The 19518-nt window shown below is 74.5% G+C and carries 17 protein-coding genes; 9 read left to right on the forward strand and 8 right to left on the reverse strand.

Features of this window, described 5'->3' with window-relative positions:
* Positions 1 to 28 precede the first annotated feature (28 nt).
* The 6 genes from BLU82_RS35375 to cobA are packed head-to-tail and all read left to right on the forward strand — an operon-like array spanning position 29 to position 8219.
* Positions 29 to 2104, forward strand: coding sequence for a molybdopterin oxidoreductase family protein (locus tag BLU82_RS35375; RefSeq protein WP_197682604.1), 2076 nt, complete (start codon positions 29 to 31; stop codon positions 2102 to 2104).
* Entirely contained in the window at positions 2101 to 3537 is a 1437-nt protein-coding gene (locus BLU82_RS35380) for an FAD-dependent oxidoreductase (RefSeq protein ID WP_231947636.1), read from the forward strand. Before BLU82_RS35375 ends, BLU82_RS35380 begins: the two co-directional genes overlap by 4 nt.
* On the forward strand, positions 3534 to 6035 hold the full coding sequence (gene nirB / locus BLU82_RS31865) for a nitrite reductase large subunit NirB (RefSeq protein ID WP_092624822.1): 2502 nt from the start codon (positions 3534 to 3536) through the stop codon (positions 6033 to 6035). Before BLU82_RS35380 ends, nirB begins: the two co-directional genes overlap by 4 nt.
* Positions 6032 to 6373: a nitrite reductase small subunit NirD gene (gene nirD / locus BLU82_RS31870; protein WP_092624823.1), complete on the forward strand. Its 342-nt coding sequence runs from the start codon at positions 6032 to 6034 to the stop codon at positions 6371 to 6373. Before nirB ends, nirD begins: the two co-directional genes overlap by 4 nt.
* Positions 6370 to 7503 carry a uroporphyrinogen-III synthase gene (locus tag BLU82_RS31875; protein ID WP_231947637.1) on the forward strand — a complete coding sequence of 378 codons (1134 nt, stop codon included), beginning with the start codon at positions 6370 to 6372 and terminating at the stop codon, positions 7501 to 7503. The genes nirD and BLU82_RS31875 overlap by 4 nt, the downstream gene beginning before the upstream one ends.
* Positions 7500 to 8219: a uroporphyrinogen-III C-methyltransferase gene (cobA, locus tag BLU82_RS31880; RefSeq protein ID WP_092624825.1), complete on the forward strand. Its 720-nt coding sequence runs from the start codon at positions 7500 to 7502 to the stop codon at positions 8217 to 8219. The genes BLU82_RS31875 and cobA overlap by 4 nt, the downstream gene beginning before the upstream one ends.
* Positions 8220 to 8227: 8 nt before the next feature.
* On the opposite strand, the gene BLU82_RS31885 is transcribed toward cobA, so the two are convergent.
* The gene (locus BLU82_RS31885; protein ID WP_092624826.1) at positions 8228 to 9643 is read right to left on the reverse strand and encodes a threonine/serine exporter ThrE family protein; all 1416 of its coding nucleotides are present in this window, start codon (positions 9641 to 9643) and stop codon (positions 8228 to 8230) included.
* A 50-nt stretch (positions 9644 to 9693) separates the two neighbouring features.
* Here BLU82_RS31885 and BLU82_RS31890 point away from each other — a divergent pair, with 50 nt between their 5' ends.
* Entirely contained in the window at positions 9694 to 10386 is a 693-nt protein-coding gene (locus BLU82_RS31890) for a sirohydrochlorin chelatase (protein WP_092624827.1), read from the forward strand.
* On the opposite strand, the gene BLU82_RS31895 is transcribed toward BLU82_RS31890, so the two are convergent.
* The 6 genes from BLU82_RS31895 to ddaH are packed head-to-tail and all read right to left on the reverse strand — an operon-like array spanning position 10358 to position 16601.
* Positions 10358 to 10867 (reverse strand): hypothetical protein, encoded by a 510-nt coding sequence (locus BLU82_RS31895; RefSeq protein WP_092624828.1) that lies wholly within the window; start codon positions 10865 to 10867, stop codon positions 10358 to 10360. The two genes, BLU82_RS31890 and BLU82_RS31895, sit on opposite strands and share 29 nt — an antisense overlap.
* Positions 10864 to 12012, reverse strand: coding sequence for a hypothetical protein (locus BLU82_RS31900; RefSeq protein WP_092624829.1), 1149 nt, complete (start codon positions 12010 to 12012; stop codon positions 10864 to 10866). The genes BLU82_RS31895 and BLU82_RS31900 overlap by 4 nt, the downstream gene beginning before the upstream one ends.
* Positions 12013 to 12049: 37 nt before the next feature.
* Entirely contained in the window at positions 12050 to 14350 is a 2301-nt protein-coding gene (locus BLU82_RS34885; protein WP_092624830.1) for a S8 family serine peptidase, read from the reverse strand.
* On the reverse strand, positions 14347 to 14523 hold the full coding sequence (locus BLU82_RS34590; protein ID WP_157741393.1) for a hypothetical protein: 177 nt from the start codon (positions 14521 to 14523) through the stop codon (positions 14347 to 14349). Before BLU82_RS34590 ends, BLU82_RS34885 begins: the two co-directional genes overlap by 4 nt.
* A 60-nt stretch (positions 14524 to 14583) precedes the next feature.
* Entirely contained in the window at positions 14584 to 15801 is a 1218-nt protein-coding gene (gene rocD, locus BLU82_RS31910; protein WP_092626659.1) for an ornithine--oxo-acid transaminase, read from the reverse strand.
* A gap of 2 nt (positions 15802 to 15803) precedes the next feature.
* A complete protein-coding gene (ddaH, locus tag BLU82_RS31915; RefSeq protein WP_092626663.1) occupies positions 15804 to 16601 on the reverse strand; it encodes a dimethylargininase in 798 nt (265 codons plus the stop codon).
* 250 nt (positions 16602 to 16851) lie between these two features.
* Between ddaH and BLU82_RS31920 the strand changes: the two genes are divergently transcribed.
* A complete protein-coding gene (locus BLU82_RS31920) occupies positions 16852 to 17334 on the forward strand; it encodes an Lrp/AsnC family transcriptional regulator (protein ID WP_092624831.1) in 483 nt (160 codons plus the stop codon).
* A 241-nt stretch (positions 17335 to 17575) separates the two neighbouring features.
* Positions 17576 to 18952 carry an NlpC/P60 family protein gene (locus BLU82_RS31925; RefSeq protein ID WP_157741394.1) on the forward strand — a complete coding sequence of 459 codons (1377 nt, stop codon included), beginning with the start codon at positions 17576 to 17578 and terminating at the stop codon, positions 18950 to 18952.
* A gap of 10 nt (positions 18953 to 18962) precedes the next feature.
* On the opposite strand, the gene BLU82_RS31930 is transcribed toward BLU82_RS31925, so the two are convergent.
* Positions 18963 to 19457, reverse strand: a complete 495-nt coding sequence (locus BLU82_RS31930) for an inorganic diphosphatase (protein ID WP_092624833.1) — start codon at positions 19455 to 19457, stop codon at positions 18963 to 18965.
* Between the last annotated feature and the right edge of the window lie 61 nt (positions 19458 to 19518).

The following is a 19518-nucleotide window of genomic DNA, read 5'->3' on the forward strand; positions in this document are numbered from 1 at the left end:
GAAACGGCCGGTTCACATCGTGGCGGGCATGGGCACCACGGCCACCCACTGCGCGTACTGCGCCCTGCAATGCGCCATGACGCTGACGGCGGACGCCGGCGGCCGCGTCACCGTGGGCCCGCGCGACTTCCCGACCAACCGCGGCGGCCTGTGCCAGAAGGGCTGGACCGCGGCCGAACTGCTCGGCTCGCCGCACCGGCTGACGACGCCGCTGCTGCGCGACGACCGCACGGCGCCGTTCCGGGAGGCGAGCTGGGACGAGGCGCTCGACGTGGTGGCGACCCGGCTGACCACGACCCGGCGCGACCACGGCCGCGACGCGGTCGCCGTCCTCGGCGGTGGCGGGCTGACCAACGAGAAGGCCTACCAGCTGGGCAAGTTCGCCCGGGTCGCGCTGCGGACGAAGAACATCGACTACAACGGCCGGTACTGCATGTCGTCGGCCGCGGCGGCGTCGAACCGGGCGTTCGGCATCGACCGCGGGCTGCCGTTCCCGCTGCCGGACCTCGCCGAGACCGGCGCCGTCCTGCTGGCCGGCGGCAACGTCGCCGAGACCATGCCGCCGCTCGTGCGGCACCTGGCCGCCGTCGTCGACCGCGGCGGTGCGCTGATCGTCGCCGACCCACGCCGCACCGCCACCGCCGAGCAGGCGACGTTGCACCTGCCGGTCGCGCCCGGCACCGATCTCGCACTGGCGCTCGGGCTGCTGCACATCGCCGTCGCCGACGGGCACGCCGACCGCGCCTACATCCACGACCGCACGACCGGGTTCGACGCCGCTTGGCGAGCGGCCGCGCAGTGGTGGCCGGAGCGGGTGGAACGGGTCACGGGCGTCTCGGTGCAGGCGCAGCGGGCGACGGTCGCGCAGCTGGCCGCGGGCGCGCGCGGGCGCGGCGCCGTCGTCCTCACCGCCCGCGGCGCGGAGCAGCAGAGCAAGGGCACCGACACCGTCTCGGCCCTGATCAACCTGACGCTGGCGCTCGGCCTGCCGGGCAAGCCGTCCAGCGGGTTCGGCTGCATCACCGGCCAGGGCAACGGGCAGGGCGGGCGCGAGCACGGGCAGAAGGCGGACCAGCTGCCCGGCTACCGGAAGATCGACGACCCCGCCGCCCGCGCGCACCTCGCCGCCGTCTGGGGCGTCGACCCGGACGACCTGCCCGGGCCGGGCCCGTCGGCGTACGAGCTGATCGAGAGCCTCGGGACGGACGGCGGGCCGCGAGCGCTGCTGGTGCACGGCACCAACCTCGCGGTGTCGTCGCCGCGCGGGCGCTTCGTCGCCGAGCGGCTCGCGGCGCTGGACCTGCTGGTCGTCAGCGACGTCGTGCTGTCCGAGACCGCCGCGCTGGCCGACGTCGTCCTGCCGGTCACGCAGTGGGCCGAGGAGGACGGCACGATGACCAACCTCGAGGGCCGGGTGATCCGGCGGCGCCGGGCCGTCGCGCCGCCGCCGGGCGTGCGCACCGAGCTGGAGGTGCTGACGGCGCTCGCGAGGCGGCTGGGCCGGGGCGAGGGATTCAGCGCCGACCCGGAGACCGTCTACGACGAGTTGCGCCGGGCCAGCGCGGGCGGCGTCGCCGACTACGCCGGCATCGGCTGGGACCGCATCGACGCCGAGGGCGGGGTGTTCTGGCCGTGCCCGTCGGCCTCGCACCCGGGGACGCCGCGGCTGTTCGCGGACGGCTTCCCGACGCCCGACGGCCGGGCCCGGTTCGTCGCCGTCGAGCACCGGCCGCCGGCCGAGGACGTCGACGCCGACCACCCCGTCTACCTGACGACCGGCCGGGTGCTGCAGCAGTACCAGAGCGGCGCGCAGACCCGCCGGATCCCGGCGCTGGCGGTCGAGCCGCACGTCGAGATCCACCCCGACCTCGCCGGACGCAGCGGGCTGGCCGACGGCGACCTCGTCCGGGTGGTCAGCCGTCGCGGCGACGCCGTCGGACGGGTCCGGCTGACCACGACGATCCGGCCCGACACCGTGTTCATGCCGTTCCACTGGGGCGGCGAGCAGGCGGTGAATCGGGTGACCAACCCCGCGCTGGACCCGGTCTCGCGGATGCCGGAGTTCAAGGTGTGCGCGGTGCGGCTGGAACGGGTGGTCGCGTGACCCGGATCCTCGTTGTCGGACACGGCATGGCCGGCGCCCGGTTCGTGCAGGAGCTGCGCGCCCGCGACCCCGGCCGCCGGTTCGAGCTGACGGTGCTGGGTGCGGAGCCGGAGGCCGCGTACAACCGGGTGCTGCTGTCGTCGGTGCTGGCCGGGTCGCTGACGCCGGCGGAGATCGAGACGGTGCCGTCGGCCTGGTACGCCGCCGAGGACGTCGAGCTGCGTACCGGCGTCACGGTGGCCGCGATCGACCGACGTCGCCGCCGCGTCCTCACGACCGCCGGCGAGCACATCCCGTACGACCACCTCGTGCTGGCCACCGGCAGCCGGCCGTGGGTGCCGCCGATCGACGGGCTGACCGGCGACGACGGCGAGCTTGACCGCGACGTCGTCGTCTTCCGCACTCTGGGCGACTGCCGGGCGATGCTGGCGCGGCTGCACCGGGTGCGGCACGCGGTGGTTCTCGGCGGCGGGCTGCTCGGACTGGAGGCGGCCCGCGGGCTGGCCGGTCGCGGGATCGCCGTCGAGGTCGTGCACCCGGCGGACCGGCCGATGGAGCGGCAGCTGGATCTCGACGCCGGCCGGGTGCTGGCCCGGACGCTGCGCACGCTGGGGGTGCACGTGCGGCTCAACGCGGGGGCGGTGCGGTTCACCGACGGCTGGGGCGGCGGCGGGCGCGGCCTGCGGCTGGAGGACGGCACCCGGCTGCCGGCCGACCTCGTCGTCGTGGCCTGCGGGGTGCGTCCGAACAGCGCGCTGGCGGCGGCCGCGGGCGTCGCGACCGAGCGGGCGATCGTCGTCGACGACACCATGACCTCGGTGACCGACCCGGCGATCCACGCCATCGGTGAGTGCGCGCAGCACGACGGCCAGGTGTACGGGCTGGTCGCGCCGGCGTGGGAGCAGGCCACGGTGCTGGCCGACGTGCTCACCGGCGGGGCCGCGCGGTACAGCGGCTCGGCCGTCGTCACCCGGCTCAAGGCGGCCGGCGTCGACCTCGCCGCGATGGGCGAGACCGACGTCGACGACTTCGCCGACGGTGTCGAGGTGCTGCGGTTCGCCGACCCGGCCCGCGGGACGTACCAGAAGGTCGTGATCCGCGACGACCGCGTCACCGGCGCGATCATGCTCGGCGGGCCGGAGACGGTCGGCGCCGTCACCCAGCTGTTCGACCGCGCGGCGCCGCCGCCGGCCGACCGGCGCGCCCTGATCTTCCCCGGCGTGGCCTCGGCCGCCGTCGATGCCGCGGACGCGCCGGACGACCAGACCATCTGCCGGTGCAACGGCGTCACCGCGGGCCGGATTCGCGCGGCCGGCGCGGACACCGTCGCCGAGGTCGCCGCCACCACCCGCGCGACCACCGGCTGCGGCGGCTGCCGCGCCGACGTCGCCGCGCTGCTCGCGTCCCGACCCACCGTGGAGGTCCCCGCATGAGTGCACCACGTCACCTCGTCGTCGTCGGCAACGGCATGGTCGGGCAGCGGCTGGTCGAGGCGGTCCGGCAGCGTGACCCGCGGCGGCGGTGGCGCATCACCGTCCTCGGCGAGGAGCCGCGGCCCGCCTACGACCGCGTCGCGCTGACCTCGTACCTCACCGGGACGACCGAGGAGGAGCTGCGGCTGGTCCCGGACGGCTGCTACGACGACGGCTGCGAGCTGCTGCTGGGCGAGGCGGTCGTCGAGATCGACCGGGCTGCCCGGCGGGTGCGCACGTCGGCCGGTCGGGAGGTCGGCTACGACGCGCTGGTGCTGGCCACCGGGTCGCGGCCGTTCGTGCCGCCGGTGCCGGGCGCGGACCTGGACGGCTGTTTCGTCTACCGGACCATCGACGACCTGGACGCGCTGCGATCCCGGGCCGCGTCGGTGTCGTCCGGCGTGGTCGTGGGCGGCGGCCTGCTCGGGCTGGAGGCGGCGAACGCGCTGCTCTCGCTCGGACTGTCGGCCGGCGTGGTGGAGTTCGCGCCGCGGCTGATGCCCGCGCAGGTCGACCGCGGCGGCGGCGAGGTGCTGCGGCGCCGGGTCGAGGCGCTCGGGCTGACCGCCCGGCTGGACACCGCGACCGAGCGGATCTCGGCCGTCGACGGCGGGCTGCGGCTGACCTTCGCCGACGGATCGTCGCTGGACACCGGGGTGGTGGTGTTCTCCGCCGGGATCCGGCCGCGGGACGAGCTGGCGCGTGCGGCCGGGCTCGCCGTCGGGGAGCGCGGCGGTGTGGTCGTCGACGAGGGCTGCCGGACGTCCGACCCGGCGATCTGGGCGGTCGGCGAGTGCGCGGTGGCCGGCGGCCGCGTCTACGGGCTGGTCGCGCCCGGCTACGAGATGGCCGAGGTGGTGGCCGACCGGCTGCTCGGCGGCGACGCGGCGTTCGCCGAGGCCGACACGTCCACGAAGCTCAAGCTGCTCGGCGTCGACGTCGCCAGCTTCGGCGACGCGCACGCGGCGGCGCCGGACGCGCTCGAGGTGGTCTACGCGGACCCCGTCGGCGGCGTCTACAAGAAGCTGGTCGTCACCGACGACGCGTCGCGGCTGCTCGGCGGGGTGCTGGTCGGCGACGCGTCGGCGTACGCGGCGCTGCGGACGATGGTCGGGCAGCCGCTCGCCGACACCCCCGAGCAGCTGCTGCTGGCCGGGCCGTCCACGTCCGACCTCGGTGACGACGCACAGGTGTGCTCGTGCCAGAACGTCTCCGCCGGGGCCATCCGCGCCGCGATCCATGACGAGGGCTGCGCCGACGTGGGCGCGCTGAAGGCGTGCACCCGGGCCGGCACCGTCTGCGGTAGCTGTGTCCCGCTGCTGAAGACGCTGCTCACGCAGTCCGGCGTCGAGGCGAACCCGGCGCTGTGCGAGCACTTCGCCATGGGCCGCGCGGAACTGTTCGACCTGGTCAGGGTCACTGGGCTCCGGACCTTCAGCGGGATCGTCGCCCGGCACGGGACCGGCCGCGGCTGCGACATCTGCAAGCCGGTGGTCGCGTCGATCCTGGCCAGCCTGGGCAGCGGCCACGTCCTGGACGGCGAGCAGGCGGCGCTGCAGGACACCAACGACCACTTCCTGGCCAACCTGCAGCGCAACGGCACCTACTCGGTCGTGCCGCGGGTGCCGGGCGGCGAGCTGACGCCGGAGGGGCTGATCGCGATCGGCGAGGTGGCCCGCGACTTCGGTCTCTACTCCAAGATCACCGGCGGACAGCGCATCGACCTCCTCGGCGCGCGGGTGGAGCAGCTGCCGGCGATCTGGCGTCGGCTGGTCGACGCCGGGTTCGAGAGCGGGCACGCCTACGGCAAGGCGCTGCGGACGGTGAAGTCGTGCGTCGGGTCGGCCTGGTGCCGGTACGGCGTGCAGGACTCCACGTCGCTGGCGATCATGCTGGAGCTGCGCTATCGCGGGCTGCGGGCGCCGCACAAGATCAAGGCCGGCGTCTCCGGGTGCGCCCGCGAGTGCGCCGAGGCGCGCAGCAAGGACGTCGGCATCATCGCGTCGGAGCACGGCTGGAACCTCTACGTCGGCGGCAACGGCGGGTTCCGGCCGCGGCACGCCGAGCTGTTCGCGTCCGACCTCTCCTCCGAAGCGCTGGTCGCGCTGGTGGATCGGTTCCTCATGTTCTACGTGCGGACGGCCGACCGGCTGCAGCGCACCTCCGCCTGGATCGAGGCGCTCACCGACGAGCACGGCGACGGCCTGGCCTACCTGCGCCGCGTCCTCGTCGACGACTCGCTGGGGCTCGGCGCCGACCTGGACGCCGCGATGGAGGCGCACGTCGGCTCCTACACCGACGAGTGGGCCGCGGTCCTCGACGACGAGGAGAAGCTCGGCCGGTTCGTGTCGTTCGTCAACGCCCCCGACGCTCCCGACCCGAGCATCCGGTTCGAGGTGGAGCGCGGGCAGATCCGTCCCGTCGTGGCGGGGCCGACCCTGGAGGTGGTGCGCCGATGACCGTTCTCGACGTCCGGCTGTGGACCGTCGTCTGCCGCCTCGACCGCCTGCTGCCCGAGCGCGGGGTGGCGGCGCTGGTCGGCGGCGTCCAGGTGGCGATCTTCCGCGGTGTCTCCGGCGATATCCACGCGGTGGGCAACCGCGACCCGTTCAGCGGCGCCCACGTGCTGTCGCGCGGCATCGTGGGGTCGCGCGGCGCCGTCCCGACCGTCGCCTCGCCCCTGCACAAGCAGGTGTTCTCGCTGCTCACCGGGGAATGCCTGGACGAGCCGGGGGTCGCGGTCCCGGTGTACGACGTGCGGGTGCGCGACGGCGACGTCGAGGTGGCGGTGCCGTGACGGAGCACCTGCCGCTGGCGGGATTCACCGTCGCGCTGACGGCCGCGCGCCGGCGGGAGGAACTGGGCGCGCTGCTGGAGCGGCGCGGCGCCCGGGTCGTGCAGGCGCCGGCGATCCGGATCGTGCCGCTGGACGACGACGCCGAGCTGCTCGCGGCGACCCGCCGGTGCGTCGACGAGCCGGTCGACATCGCCGTCGCCACCACCGGGATCGGGTTCCGCGGCTGGATGGAGGCGGCCGACGGGTGGGGACTGGGGGAACGGCTGCTGGACCGGCTCGGGTCGGCGACGCTGCTGGCCCGCGGCCCGAAGGCGCGCGGTGCGCTGCGGGCGGCCGGGCTGACCGACGACTGGGCGCCGCCGTCGGAATCGTCCGCCGAGGTGCTGGAGCACCTGCTCGCGCAGGACCTGACCGGCCGGCGCATCGCGGTGCAGTTGCACGGCGAACCGCTGCCGGACGTCACCGACGCGCTGACCGCCGCCGGCGCCGTCGTCGTCGCGGTGCCGGTCTACCGCTGGGTGCCGCCGGACGACGTCGCGCCGCTGGGCCGGCTGGTCGAGGCGGTCGCGGCCCGGCAGGTCGACTGCGTCGTGTTCACCAGCGCGCCGGCGGTGGCCAGCCTGCTGTCGCTGGCGTCGTCCATGGGGCTCTCGTCCGCGGTGCTCGACGCGCTGCGGTCGTCGGTGCTGCCCGCGTGCGTTGGGCCGGTGACCGCGGCTCGGCTGGAGCGCCTGGGCATCGCGACGGTGCAGCCGGCCCGATCGCGGCTGGGCGCGCTGGTCCGCGAGATCGTGGCGTCGTTGCCGGCCCGCTGCCGCACGCTGCGCGCCGCCGGGCACGCCGTCCAGCTGCGCGGGCACGCCGTCGTCGTCGACGGGGAGGTGCGCGAGCTGCCGCCCGGGCCGATGGCCGTGCTGGCCGAGCTGGCCCGCCGTCCCGGCGTCGTCGTGTCGCGGGCCGAGCTGCTCGCCGTCCTGCCCGGCGGCGGCAGCGACGAGCACGCCGTCGAGATGGCGGTCACCCGGCTGCGCGGCGCCGTCGGGGCTCGCGTCGTCCAGACAGTGGTCAAACGCGGCTACCGGCTGGCGTACGAGCCCGAGGCGTCCGGCGCGGGGAAGTACGCGTCGTGACGGGGCACGTGGCGATCGTCGGCGGCGGACCGGGCGACCCGGGACTGCTCACCCTGCGCGGGTTCGACCTGCTGAAGCAGGCCGACGTCGTGCTGGTGGACCGGCTGGCGCCGCGGTCGCTGCTGGACGCGCTGCGCCCGGACGTCGAGGTCGTCGACGTCGGCAAGGAGCCGCACCGGCACCGGCGCGACCAGCGCGAGATCGAGGCGCTGATGATCGACCGCGCCCGCCGCGGGCTGCGCGTCGTCCGGCTCAAGGGCGGCGACCCCTTCGTCTTCGGCCGCGGCGGCGAGGAGGCGCTCGCCTGCGCCGCGGCCGGCGTGCCGTACGAGGTGGTGCCCGGGGTGAGCAGCGCCGTCGCCGTCCCCGGGCTGGCCGGCATCCCGGTGACGCAGCGCGGCGTGACGCAGGAGGTGACGATCGTCAGCGGGCACGCCCACCCCGATTCGCCGGAGTCGACCGTCGACTGGGATCGGCTGGCGGCCGGCACCGGCACGATCGTCGTGCTGATGGGCGTGACGCACCTCGCCGGTATCGCCGCCCGGCTCGTCGCCGGCGGGCGGCGGCCGGGCACGCCGGTCGCCGTCGTGATGGCCAGCGGCGCGCGGGTCGTCGTCGCGACCCTGGACACCGTCGGCTGCGCGGCCGAAGGGATCGAGCCGCCCGCTGTCGTCGTGGTCGGCGACGTGGTCGCGCTGCGCGACCTGCTGGCGTGAGCGCGCGGTCAGCTGCGGGTGCCGCGGGCGCGGCGGGCGACCCGGCGCTGCCAGCGGTCCATCTCCGAGCGCAGCGGCGTGGCCAGGAACTCGCCCAGCGTGACGCCCGCGGCCAGCGCCAGCGCGATGCCGAACGCGGCGATCAGCTGCCCCGTCCCGCCGACGACGTCGTCGCCCTCGACCATGCGGAACATCGCGTTGTAGATCGCCAGGCCCGGCAGCAGCGGCGTGATACCGCACACCGAGATGACCAGGTTCGGCGTCTTCAGCGGCTCGCTCAGACCGCCGGCGATCAGGCCCACCACCAGCGCCGCGAGGAAGGACGAGCCGGCCGGGCCGATCTCCAGCACCTGACGGCCCAGCAGCAGCACCGCGGCCGCCACCATGCCGACACCGAGCACGACCGGGATCGTGCGCGCCCGCGTGTACGACGCGAGGCTCCAGGCGCCGGCGATGAGGCCGCCGCTGAGGATCTGGATCGTGGTCGGGATGTTCAGCGTGCCCGGCTCGAGGATCGTCAGCGGGATGCCGGCCCGCTGGCCCAGATCGAGCATGACGCCGATGCCGACCACCAGCCCGATCGTGTGCAGCACCACCTCGTACGTCCGGGCCGCGGCCGTCAGCGGATAGCCGGCGATGGCGTCCTCGGCCGAGCCGACCAGCGACAGCCCGGCCAGCAGCACGACGATGCCGGACGCCACGATCAGCGACGGCGGCAGCAGCGTCGGCGACCAGCCGAAGCGGTCCGTCGCCCACAACGCCGCCAGCCCCACCACCGTCGCCAGCCCCGCGCCGATGACCTGCTGGAACAGGTACGGCAGGCCCCAGCGGCGCAGCGCGCGCAACGTCCGGTCGATGACGACCGTGGTGATCGCCGCGACCAGCGCCACCAGCCAGCCGCCGTTGAGCAGCAGCGCCACCCCCGAGGCCATCAGGCCCAGCGCCAGCGTCACGATCCAGCGCCGGTACGGGTGCGGCGCCGCCAGGACGTCGTCCAGCCGCCGCTGCGCGTCGTCGAGGGTGACCCCGCCGCGATGCACGTCGTCGACCAGGTCGAACAGCTCCGCCAACCGGCTGTAGTCGGAGTTGCGCAGGTTGATGACGCGGACCTTCGTGATGGGGTCGTCGTCGCGGTCGATGGAGGCGATGATCGAGATGAACGTGATGTCGACCTGCAACCGCGTCACCCCGAACCCGGCCGCGAGCCGCAGCAGCGCCGCCGTCACGTCCGCCACCGGCGCGCCCGTCGCGATCATGGCGTCGCCGGTGCGCAGGATGAGGTCCAGGACCTGACGTTCCTCGTCCGCCGTCAGCCGGCTCTGCAGGCCGCGGATCGCCAGCGGCTGCGTCGGCGGGCCCTGCGGGCGGACCACGCGGCGGGCACGCTGCCGGAACGGGCCCTGGGCGCTGGGGTCGGACGTCATGATCTGACGGTACGAACTCCGGCGAGCCGGCGTCGAGCGAGACTGGTGTCGTGACCCTCATCGCCGTGGCGCACGGGACCCGCGCCCCCGAAGGACCCGTCGTGCTCGAGTCGCTGCTGTCCGGCGTGCGGACGTTGCTGCCGGGGGTGGACGTCCGGGTGGCGTACGTCGACGTGATCGAGCCGACGCTGTCGTCCGTGCTGGCGGGGGTTCCCGCCGGTGAGCGGCCGGTCGTGGTGCCGATGTTCCTCGCGTCGGGGTACCACGTGCGGGTCGACGTGCCCGAGGCCGTGACGGCGGACGGCGGACGGGCCTTGGTGACGCCGGCGCTCGGTCCAGACGCCGCCGTCGTCGCCGCCGTGGAGGCGCGGCTGCGTTCTGCTTCTGCCGACCTGCCGTCCGCCGTCGTGCTGGCCGCCGCGGGTTCGTCGGACGCCTCGGCCCTGGCCGAGGTCTCCGTCGCGGCCTCGCTGCTCTCGTCGGCGCTGTCCCGTCCGGTCGTGCCGGCCTTCGTGACGACCGCCTCGCCGTCCGTGCCCGACGCGGTCGCGTCGCTGCGCGCCGCCGGCCACGCCCGCGTCGGCGTCGCGTCGTACCTGCTCGCGCCCGGGCTCTTCCAGCAACGCCTCACCACCTCCGGCGCCGACGTCGTCGCCCCGCCGATCGGGCCGCACCCGCTGGTCGCCGCCCTCATCGCGGAGCGCTACCGGGCGGTCACGCCTCCCGCAGACCCGCCTCCGTGAGCCGCCGCAGATGCTCGGCGTACCCCTCCGGCTCCGGCCGCCGCACGGTCTCGCCGGAGACGGCGTCGTACACGCCCTGCGCGGTCAGCCCGCGCGCCGCCAGCCACGCCGCGGCCCCCTCGCTACTGCCCTCCTCGTCCTCGTCGACCGCGTGCAGCATGTAGTCGGTGAGCCGCTCCCGGCCCCACTGATCGGCCGGGACGGGGTACGGGTCGCCAGGCGGCGCCTCCGGCCCGAACGCGTCGAACCAGAGGTCGCGCAGCCATTCGTCCGTGCCCCACTGCGAGTCGTTCGGGCGTGGCGGCAACGACGACTCGCGGATGTGAGTGGCCAGTTCGGCGCGGAAGTCGAGGACGCCCTGGTTGCTCTCGGCCAGCCAGGCCGGGACGCGCTCGCACGCCTCGATGTACAGCCGGAGGTCGGTCTCGGCGCTGAACCAGCCGCCGAGGTAACCGCGGAAGTTCTGACTGCGTGGGATCACGTGAGGTCCTCGAGACGCTGGTTGTCGGGCGCAGGGCTGTCGCTGGGGTAGTAGGTCACCATGACCCAGCCGTCCTCCCGGTGTTTGAACACGAGCCGGACGCCCGGGTCGGCGCCGTCGGCGATCGGGTCGTACGGAATGGTACGCACGGGCGCCATGCACTCGTCGTCGTTCTTCATCGCGTCGCGGCGCATCCGTACCCAGTCGCGGGCGGCCTGCGGGGTACCGGTTCCCGCGCCGCGGTACGCCACCGCGTCGCCGGGTGCCAGCCCGCCTTGGCGTGCGGTGATGAAGAACGGCGCGATGCCGCCCGCTGAGTGATCCCGGAGAAACCCGTCGATACCGCCCTCGTGACGGCCGGCGACCGCCAGGAAAGCTTCGAGCGGCCGCACGAACGCCGCCTCGCTCGTGAACGCGCCGGCATCGACCATGACCCGGTGCTGGGAGACGACCTTGCCGTCGGGGCGGATGCGCCAGGGGTCGGCGCCCGGGGTGGCGTGGTCGGGCGGGCGGGTCCAGCCGACGCGGAGTTCGAGCTCGCGGTCGCTGACCTGGGGGCCGTGGATCTCGACCGCATGGCAGGCCTCATGCGACAACCACGCCCGCACGACGGCCTGGTGGGGCGGGGAGACCGCCGCCACGATGCGGTCGCGGGCGTCGTCGATGGCGAGCTGCCGGGCGGCGGGCTGAGCGGCGGCGTCGGCCTTGGACGTGGCGCGGCCGCCGGAGAGGTCGCCGAGCACAGCGGCCACGTAGGAGCGGGCGAAACCGTCCGGAAACGCCTGCACGAACCCGGCGGCGCCCGGGACGGCGAGCGGGCCCGGGTCGAGCGGCGGCAGCGGCGGGAGTTGGTGGTGGTCGACGGCGAGGAGGTCGAGCAGGGCGTGGATCTCGGTGGCGATGGCGGTGCGGGTGTCAGTCGCCAGCGCGGCCAGGTCGGCGGGGAACGCGGCGGCCGGCCCCGCCGCGTCGTCGGCGGCGCGGCGGGCCAGCGGGTGCCGCGCGGCGCGGGCCGCCTCGGACGGGCGCAGCGCGGCCTTCGCGGCCCGGGCGGCGACGTCGTGCAGCTCGCGTTCGGCGTCGGCGCGGGCACGCAGCAACGACTCCACCGCCTGACGCAGCACGCTCTGGCCCGACCCGCTCACACCGTCGAAGGTCCCCGCCGCACGAACCCTGTGACACCTACGGCCAGGGAACCTCGGTGTGGGTGGGCGTCGCCCAGGGGCCGTGCGTGATCGTGCCCAGGTCCTCCTCCGACGGTCCGCCGGGCAGCGGCGGCACGAACGCGGCCAGCTGGTCCGGCCGGTAGACCAGCCAGCTCTGCTCGACCCCGCCGGTCAGGCCGTCCAGGGGTCGGGCGCCGAAGAAGCCGTCGGAGACCTCCTGCCACCGGTCGCCGTCGAGCCGCCACAGCCCGGCCGGCGAGAGCGCCGAACAGTCGCTCGCGGTCTCGTCCATGCTCGCGTAGAGGGCCTCGCCGTTGAAGAACACGTCCCCGACGATCAACCCGTCGGGCACCGGCGCGGACGCGACCTCCGTCAGGTCGGCGCCGCCGAGCACCGTCGCCTCGGCACTGCACGCGCCATAGCCGGTGACGACGGCGACCCGCGTGTCGTCGGCGGAGACGGCGATCGCCGCCTGGGACGAGCCCATGACGTCGTGCGACAGTTCGGCGCTGCCGGAGGCCGGGTCGACCAGCCACACCCGTTCCGACGCCTGCGCGCCGCCCGACTCGTGCACGAGCAACCGCCCGCCCACCGCGCCGAGCAGAGTCTTCGACCCGACCGCGTCGGCCGGGAACGCCGCGGTCGTGGTCGCGACCTCCTCCAGGGTCGCGGCGTCGTACCAGGTCATGGTGCCCGCGTAGTCCATGCCGACGACGACGTCGCCGGTCTCGCCGTCGACCTCGACGTCCTCGAGGAACGCGGGCCGGCCCTCCGAGCACCAGCCGCACGGCGCCTCGACCAGCTCGGCGCCGGCCGCGTCCCAGGTGAACAGCTCGCCGTCGTCGGCGCCGACGAGCCGCGACCCGTCGGAGGCCCAGCCCACCCAGCGCACCGCGACCCCGGGGTCGACCGCCCGGACGTGCTCCACCCGACCACCGTCGAAGGCGAACAGCTGGTCGTCGCTGACGTAGGCCAGGCGGGTGCTGTCCGCCGACGGCGTCGCGGGCGGCTCGCCGTCCAGGACCTGCTCCAGTGCGCCGGTGATGTCCAGGAAGCCGTCGCCCAAGCCGAGTCCCAGCCGGTCCTCCTCGTCCAGCGGGTCGAGGTCGGCGGTGTCCACCAGCGCGTGCGCGATCGTGTCGCCACGCGCTTCCGGCGCGGCCGCCCGGATCAGCGCGGCCGCGGCGGCGACGTGCGGCGCGGCCTGGGACGTGCCGCTGATCCCCTTGTAGTCACCGCCGGGGTACGTGGAGAGCACGCTGGTTCGCAGGTCACCGCCACCGGGCGCGACGAGGTCGATGTCCTCGTTGCGCGTGGAGTAGCCGGCCAGGTCGAAGTCCTCCTGCACCGCGCCGACGGCGATCACGCCCGCGAGGGCGGCCGGGGTCTGCCGCTGGTGGCGGTCGTCGCAGCCGATGACCGGCAGCCCGCAGTTGCCGCCGGACGAGACCACGACCACGTCGTTGCTGACGGCGAAGTACACCGCCGCCGCCTCGACGTCCAGGTCCTGGTTCTCCTCGACGTCGGGCGACTCCGGGATCGGCCCGCCGAAGGACATGTTCACCGCATCGGCGTCGTGGTTGACGGCCCAGACCAGCCCGGTCGGCCAGGTCGGCCGCCCGGGGTCGTCGGCGTCCTCGAGCAGCACCGGCACGTCGAGGACGCTCACGCGCGGCGCGACCCCCACGATGCCGCCGTTGTCGCGCCGGGCGGCCGCGATGCCGGCGACGTGCGTGCCGTGGCCGTGCGGGTCGTGGGCGCCCTCACCGGGATAATGGCGGCGTTCGACGACGGCGTCGCCGAGGTCCGGGTGCGTCTCGTCGATGCCGGTGTCGAGGACCGCCAGCACGGCGCCGTCGCCGTCCGGCCAGGGCAGGTCGGGCGACCCAGTCTCGGCACCGAGCCGGTCCAGCGGCCACTGGTCGTGGCGGCGGTCGTCCTCCGCGTCGACGGCGACCTCGCCGACCACGCCGGCGGCGACGACGCCGCTCTCCTCGAGCACCTCGGCCCGGCGCGCCTCGACCTCGTCGGCCGCGAGGTACTCGGTGGTCGCGACGAGGCAGTCGTTCTCGTCGACGCGCAGGATGTCGAGGGCGACCAGCGTGTCGTCGCCGGGCGCGGCGACCGGCTCGTCCGGGCAGTCCGCGGCGGGGACGGCGGAGTCGAGCAGCGCCCGCTGCTCGTCGCTGAGCACGCCGGCGAGATCGGCCGCGGTGTCGGCGGCTTCACCGTCGTCACGGGTCACCACGACGACCACGACGGCGGCCGCGATGACGACGACCAGAGCCGAGAGAGCGAGCAGCAGCCGGCGGTTCACGGCGCGCGCTTCACCCGCTCGCTGGGCGGCAATGGCTCGTTGTGCACGACGACGTCGAACTCGCCGCGGATCTCGATGCGTCTGGCGTCACCGTCAGCCGCCTTCAACGCCTGCGCCCAGACGGCGGGGTTGACGCGGAGAACGGTGACCTCGTCGTCGGGCTTCTTCGGCACCGGGTCACCGTACGCCTGTCAGGTGTCCGGCAGGTGCCGTCGGCCGCGGCGTGGCGGACGTCACGCCCCGCGCGCCGCCAGCACCCGGCCGAGCGCGTCGACGGCGAGGTCGATCTCGTCGCGCGTCACCACGAGCGGCGGCGCGAACCGGATGGTCGAGCCGTGCGTGTCCTTGACGAGGACGCCCTCGGCCAGCAGCGCCTCGCACGCCTCGCGGCCGCTCATCAGCTCCGGGTTGATGTCGACGCCGGCCCACAGCCCGCGCCCGCGGACCTCGACCACGCCGTGCCCGATCAGCTCGCGCAGCCGCGCATGCAGGTGCGCGCCCAGCTCGACGGCGGCCCGCTGCCACTCACCCGTCGCCAGCATCGCGACGACGGCGCGCCCGGCCGCGCAGGCCAGCGGGTTGCCGCCGAACGTGCTGCCGTGCTCGCCGGGGTGGATGACGCCGAGGACGTCGCTGTTGCCGACGACCGCCGACACCGGCACGACCCCGCCGCCGAGCGCCTTGCCGAGCAGGTAGAGGTCGGGCACGACGCCTTCGTGCTCGCAGGCGAACGTGGTGCCGGTGCGGCCGAGGCCGGACTGGATCTCGTCGGCGATGAACAGCACCCGCCGCTCGTCGCACAGCCGCCGCACGTCCGCCAGGTACCCGGACGGCGGCACGACGACGCCGGCCTCGCCCTGCACCGGCTCGACCAGCACGGCCACCGTGGTGTCGTCGATCGCGGCCGCCATCGCCTCGGCGTCGCCGTACGGGACCACCCGGAAACCGGGCGTGAACGGGCCGAAGTGGGTGCGCGCGACCGGATCGGTGGAGAAGCTGACGACGCTGATGGTGCGGCCGTGGAAGTTGCCCTCAGCGACGATGATCGTCGCCTGGTCCTCCGGCACGCCCTTGACCTCGTAGCCCCACTTGCGGGCCACCTTGAGGCCGGTCTCGACCGCCTCGGCGCCGGTGTTCATCGGCAGCACGAGCTCCTTGCCGGCGAGGTCGGCCAGCTCGCGGGCGAACGGTCCGAGCACGTCGTGGTGGAACGCGCGGCTGGTGAGCGTGACGCGGTCGAGCTGCGCCTTGACGGCGGCGACGATCTGCGGGTGCCGGTGGCCGAAGTTCACCGCGGAGTACGCGGCGAGGAAGTCGAGGTAGCGGCGGCCCTCGACGTCGGTGACCCACGCGCCCTCGGCCTCGGCGACGACGACGGGGAGTGGGTGGTAGTTGTGCGCGGTGCTGCTCTCGACGAGGGCGATCGCGTCCTGGGTGCGGGTGGTCTGCATCGTCACGGGTGCTCCTCGGCGATGGATGGGGCGTGCAGTTCCAGAGTGGCGCACTTGACGCCGCCACCGGACCTCAACAGCTCGGAGACGTCGACGGGAACCGGCTCGAACCCGGCCCGGGCGACGGCGTCGGCGAGGTCGTGCGCCTGTGCGGCGAGCACCACGTGCCGGCCGTCGCTGACGGCATTCAGCCCGAGCACGAGCGCGTCGGCCTCGGTGGCGACGATCGCCTCGGGGAACAGCCCGGCCAGCAGCTCCTGGCTGGCCGGCGAGAACGCCGGCGGGAAGTACGCGATCGTCGTCGAGTCGAGGACGGCGAGCGCGGTGTCGAGGTGGTAGAAGCGCGGGTCGACCAGCTCCAGCGGCACCACCGGCACCCCGAAGACGGCGGCCAGCTCGGCGTGCGCGGCGGGGTCGGACCGGAACCCGGCGCCGGCCAGGATCCGCCCGCCGGCCCACGCGAAGTCGCCCTCGCCCTCGTTGACGGCGACCGGCTCGGTGACGGCGACGCCCGCGGCCTCCAGCCACGACCGGTGCGCCGGCGCCTCGTCGGCCCGGACCAGCTCGCGGAACCGGGCACCGAGCGCGCGGTCGCCGACCACGAACGCGCCGTTCGCCGCGAACACCATGTCCGGCAGGCCGGGCCGCGGGTCGAGCAGGTGGACGCGATGGCCCAACCGCTCGTACGTCGCGCGCAGGTCGTCCCACTGTGTCAACGCACGATCAACATTGACGGGTCGGGATGGATCCATCCATACGTTGATCGAGTAATGGACGGCGAAGTGTTCTGGACGGCACATCACGTAGTCGCGGGTGGTCGCGACACGGGAGCTGCCGGTCGAGAACGCGTTCGCGCTGCCCGGCACGGGCCGGCCGGGAGGGAGCCGGGTCAGCTCCGTGGCGTCGTTCACGGTCACAGCGCCAAGGTAGAGCGCGGCGACGGTGGCGATCGAGATCGTTCCATTGCCATATGCAGGCGAAACGTTGCGTCTGTTCTCGAACGAACGGCGATTCGTTGCGTCGGATGGCGCGGAAGGGGACGATCCACCCATGACACTCGACGCGCTGGACGAGCGGATCATCCGGGCCCTCATGGCCGACGGCCGGGCCAGCTACGGCGCCATCGGCCAGAAGGTCAGCCTGTCCGCGCCCGCCGTCAAGCGCCGCGTCGACCGGCTGCGCGCCCGCGGCGTCGTCACCGGGTTCACCGTCAGGGTCGAACCGGCCGAGATCGGCTGGAGCACCGAGGCGTACGTCGAGCTGTTCTGCAACCCGCGCACGACCGGCGAGCAGATCGCCCGCCGCGTGCAGACCTACCCGGAGGTCGTCGAGGCGTTCATGGTCACCGGCGACGCCGACGCCATGCTGCACGTCTTCGCCGGGAGCATGCAGCACTTCGAGCGCGTGCTGACGGAGATCTCCGCCGAGCCGTTCGTCGCCCGCACCCGCAGCGTGCTGGTGCTGTCGCCGCTGCTCCGGCGCGTGCAGGCGCCCCGAACCGACGCGGACGCCGACGTGGACGCCGACGCCTGATCGTCCCCCGACCCCGCCGTCCGAGTTGATCTTGGAGCAACGGCGCAATTGCGGGGCGATGTGCCCGATTGGTTCCGCGGCTTCTCCAAGATCAACGTGGCGCGAGGCGTGGAATTACACGTGTGTGCTTAGTCAAGGCGACACGCCGTGTGACTCCTGAAATTCTTGTGATTCCTGTTCACTCCCGTGATTTTCTTGGTTACTGTGCTTCGTGGGACGCCAGGTACGGGGGAGGTTGTCAGTGCGGAATCGGTTCGTGGCAGGGGTGTTCGCCACCGCGCTGGCCGCCGGCGTGGTCGGGCCGGCGCACGCCGACCCGGCCGTTCCCACCGAGTCCGAGCTCCAGGACGCCCGCGACGCCGAGGCGGCCGCCGCCGGTGACGTGGCGGCGCTGGAGGCGCGGCTGGCCGATCTGACGGCGCAGGTCGACGCGCTGTACATCGCGGCGGCCAAGGCGATCGAGGCCTACAACGGCGCCCGGGTGCTGCTCGAGCAGGCCACCGAGGCGGAGGCGACGGCGCGCGCGGCGGCCGAGCAGCGGGCGGCCGAGGCCGAGCAGGCCCGCATCGAACTGGGCCGTATGGCCGCGGCGACGTACAGCCAGGGCGGCCAGCTGGCCGGCGTCGGCATGGTGCTCGGCGCCGACGACGGGCAGGCGCTCTACGAGGGCATGGGCGCGCTGCGCGCCGTCACCCGTTCTCAGGCCACCATCGCGCAGCGGGCCCGCGACGCCCGGCACGAGGCCGACGACGCGGCGGCACTGGCGGCCACGGCGCTGGCGGAGCGGTCCGCGGCGGCCGAGCAGGCCGACACCGCGCGCGCCGCCGCCGAGGCCGCCGTCGCCGGGCAGGAGCAGGCCGTCGCCGCCGTCGAGGAGCAGCGCGGCGCCGCCATCACCCAGCTCGCCGCGGCCCGAGGCACCACCGTCGCGCTGGAGCGGCAGCGTCAGGAGGCGCTCGCCGCCGAGCAGGAGCAGGCCGAGGAAGAGCAGGCGGAGCAGCCGACCGCCCCGCCGCAGCCGACCACCGAGCCGTCGGTCGGCCCGCCGGACGACCCGACCGTGCCGGTCGAGCCGCCGCCGACCACCCCGCCGCAGCCGACGACGGAGCCGAGCCCGCCGCAGCCCACGACGCCGCCGCAGCCCACGACGCCGCCGGAGCCGCCTGAGCCACCGGTCCCGCCGCAGCCCACCGTCGAGCCGTCGCCGGAGCCGACCGAGGAACCGGAGGAGCCCGAGCAGCCGGACCCGCCGGCCAACGGCGCCCAGGCCGCCGTCGACTACGCGTACGCGCAGGTCGGCAAGCCGTACGAGTGGGGCGCCGACGGCCCGAACAGCTTCGACTGCTCCGGCCTCACCATGCGGGCCTGGGAGGCCGGCGGTGTGGGTCTGCCGCACTGGAGCGTCGCCCAGGCGCAGGCGGTCGACCGCGTCTCGTACTCCGACCTGCGCCCCGGCGACCTGATCTTCTGGTCCGACAACGGACAGGCCTCCGGCGTGTACCACGTGGGCCTGTACATCGGCGGCGGCCGGATGATCCACGCGCCGCGGCCGGGCAAGAACGTCGAGGTCCAGAACGTCTTCTACTGGGTCGACCCGTCCTTCTACGGCCGCGTCTAGAACCCGGCCGCTAGTGCGTCCCGCCTGAGTCGATCAGGCGCTGGCGGGAGGCCTTGATCTCCTCCTCGGCGGCGCCGCGGTCGACCCAGGTGGCGCCCTCGACCGACTTGCCCGGCTCGAGGTCCTTGTAGATCTCGAAGAAGTGCTGGATCTCCAGCCGGTCGAACTCGGGGACGTCGCCGATGTCCTGGAACGTGCTCTTCCGCGGGTCGCCCGCGGGCACGCAGAGCACCTTGTCGTCGCCGCCGGCCTCGTCCTTCATCCGGAACATGCCGACGGCGCGGCAGCGGATGAGGCACCCCGGGAACGTCGGCTCCTCGAGCAGCACCAGGGCGTCGAGCGGATCGCCGTCGAGCCCCAGGGTGTCGTCGATGAACCCGTAGTCGTGGGGGTAGCGCGTCGACGTGAAGAGCCGGCGGTCGAGTTTGATGCGGCCGGTCTCGTGGTCCATTTCGTACTTGTTCCGGCTCCCGGCCGGTATCTCGATGGTGACGTCGAACTCCACCTGTAGGTCCTTCCCCCACGCGTCCCGATGTGCTGGTCGGGTCCAGTCTCCCGTACGGTGA

Origin of the sequence: Jiangella sp. DSM 45060, from assembly GCF_900105175.1 — a bacterium.
Lineage (GTDB): Bacteria > Actinomycetota > Actinomycetes > Jiangellales > Jiangellaceae > Jiangella.

Bases quoted from the DNA above. Each gene is read 5' to 3' on its own strand.
- BLU82_RS31920 (WP_092624831.1), top strand. From the start codon at position 16,852: ATGACACTCGACGCGCTGGACGAGCGGATCATCCGGGCCCTCATGGCC.
- rocD (WP_092626659.1), bottom strand. From the start codon at position 15,801: ATGCAGACCACCCGCACCCAGGACGCGATCGCCCTCGTCGAGAGCAGC.
- BLU82_RS31885 (WP_092624826.1), bottom strand. From the start codon at position 9,643: ATGACGTCCGACCCCAGCGCCCAGGGCCCGTTCCGGCAGCGTGCCCGC.
- BLU82_RS35375 (WP_197682604.1), top strand. From the start codon at position 29: ATGGGCACCACGGCCACCCACTGCGCGTACTGCGCCCTGCAATGCGCC.
- nirB (WP_092624822.1), top strand. From the start codon at position 3,534: ATGAGTGCACCACGTCACCTCGTCGTCGTCGGCAACGGCATGGTCGGG.
- ddaH (WP_092626663.1), bottom strand. From the start codon at position 16,601: ATGTGCCGTCCAGAACACTTCGCCGTCCATTACTCGATCAACGTATGG.
- nirD (WP_092624823.1), top strand. From the start codon at position 6,032: ATGACCGTTCTCGACGTCCGGCTGTGGACCGTCGTCTGCCGCCTCGAC.